Raw genomic sequence first — 2313 nt, 5'->3', positions numbered from 1 at the left:
TCGTAGATCAGCTGCGCCAGATCCTCGATCGAGTAGATATCGTGGTGCGGCGGCGGCGAAATCAGCGTCACACCCTTGGTGGAGTGACGCAGACGCGCGATCAGGTCGGTGACCTTCATCCCCGGCAGCTGACCACCTTCGCCGGGCTTGGCGCCCTGGGCGACCTTGATCTCCAGCTCTTCGCACTGGTTCAGGTATTCGGCGGTCACACCGAAACGACCCGAGGCCACCTGTTTGATCTTGGCCGAGGGGTTGTCGCCGTTGGGTTCGGGCACGAAATGCGCCGGATCTTCGCCGCCCTCGCCCGAGTCCGACTTGGCGCCGATGCGGTTCATCGCGACATTGAGGGTCTTGTGGGCCTCGGGCGACAGCGCCCCCAGCGACATGCCCGGGGTCACGAACCGCTTGCGGATCGCGGTGATCGATTCGACCTCTTCGATCGGGACCGGCTTGCCCAGGGGCTTGATGTCCAACAGGTCGCGCAGATGGATCGGCGGGTTGGCCCGCATCTTGGCCGAATACTGTTTCCACAGCTCGTAGGAGGCGCGGTTGCAGGCCGACTGCATCATGTGCATGGTCTGCGCGCCCCAGGCGTGGGTCTCGCCCGTTTTGCGTGCCTTGTAGAAACCGCCCACCGGCAGCGCGCTCTTGCCGGACAGGAAGCCCTTGGCGTGGATTTCCTCGACCTTGCGCTGGATGCCGCTGACGCCGATGCCGGAAATGCGGCTGATCATGCCGGGGAAATACTCGGCGCACATGGCGCGCGACAGGCCGACCGCCTCGAAGTTGAGACCGCCGCGATAGGAGGAGATCACCGAGATGCCCATCTTGGCCATGATCTTCAGCAGACCCTGGTCGATGGCCTCGCGATAGCGCGCCACGGCGGTGGTGAGGTCAGTGTCCAGCAGGCCGCGCTCGATGCGGTCGGCCAGTGAATCCTCGGCCAGATAGGCGTTGACCACGGTCGCGCCGGCGCCGATCAGCACCGCGAAGTAATGCGGGTCGATACATTCGGCCGAACGCACGTTCAGCGAACAGAAGGTGCGCAGCCCGTTGCGCGTCAGGTGGCTGTGCACCGCGCTGGTGGCCAGGATCATCGGCATTGCCACGCGTTCGGGGCCCTGCGCCTGGTCGCTGAGGATGATGTGACCGGCGCCCGAGCGTACCGCGTCCTCGGCCTCGGCGCGAATGCGTTGCAGCCCGGCCTGAAGCGCGCCGGCGCCTTCTTCGGTGCCGAAGGTGCAGTCGATGCGCACAACGGTGTCGTCGAAGGCCGACAGCAGCTGTTCGAACTGGGCATTGCCGACAAAGGGGCTTTCCAGCATGACGATCTCGGTCTGCGAGCCGTCTTCGTCAAGCACGTTCTTGAGGTTGCCGAAACGGGTCTTGAGGCTCATCACCCGGTATTCGCGCAGACTGTCGATCGGCGGGTTGGTGACCTGGCTGAAGTTCTGGCGGAAGAAATGGCTGAGCGGGCGGTAGGTGTTCGACAGCACCGCGCTCGGCGTGTCGTCACCCATCGAGGCGATGGCCTCTTTGCCGTCCTCGGCCATCGGGGCGAGGATCTGCTCGAGTTCTTCAATGGTGAAACCGGCCGCCACCTGGCGGGCACGCAGTTCGTCGCCGGTGAACACCGGCTTTTCGGAGACGCCGCCAAGTTCGGCCTCCAGATCGCGGATCTTGTCGACCCATTCGCCATAGGGGCGGGCATTGGCCAGTTTGTCCTTGACCTCGGTGTCGTGGTAAAGCGCACCCTCGGCCATGTCGACGGCGATCATCTGGCCCGGACCCAGCGCGCCCTTTTCCACCACCGAGGCTTCGTCGACCGGCACCATGCCGGCCTCGGAGCCGGCGATCAGCAGCCCGTCGCCGGTCACCACGTAGCGCATCGGGCGCAGGCCGTTGCGGTCGAGCCCGGCGCAGACCCAGCGGCCGTCGGTCATCGCCAGGGCGGCCGGGCCGTCCCAGGGTTCCATCACCGAGTTGCAATAGGAATACATGTCACGCCAGGCCTCGGGCAGTTCCACCGCCTGCTGCGACCAGCTTTCGGGGATCAGCATGGTCTTGGCCATCGGTGCCGAACGGCCGGCGCGGACCATGACTTCGAACACCGAATCCAGCGCCGCCGAATCCGACGATCCGCCCTGAATGATCGGCTTGATGTCCTCGGCCAGTTCACCGAAGAAGGACGAGGCCATGCGGATCTCGTGGCTCTTCATCCAGTTGACGTTGCCCTTCAGCGTGTTGATCTCGCCGTTATGGGCCAGCATCCGGAACGGCTGCGCCAGCCACCACTGCGGGAAGGTGTTGGTC

At 65.0% G+C, this 2313-nt stretch carries 1 protein-coding gene; it reads right to left on the bottom strand.

What is annotated here, in order from left to right:
* On the bottom strand, positions 1 to 2313 hold a 2313-nt coding region (locus ABZD10_RS15315), incomplete at both ends, for a glutamate synthase central domain-containing protein (protein ID WP_372887845.1).

Origin of the sequence: Shimia sp. (assembly GCF_041624275.1) — a bacterium.
Taxonomy (GTDB): domain Bacteria; phylum Pseudomonadota; class Alphaproteobacteria; order Rhodobacterales; family Rhodobacteraceae; genus Shimia.
Note: the sequence above shows the minus strand (reverse complement) of the source record. Positions and strands in the feature narration are given on the sequence as shown.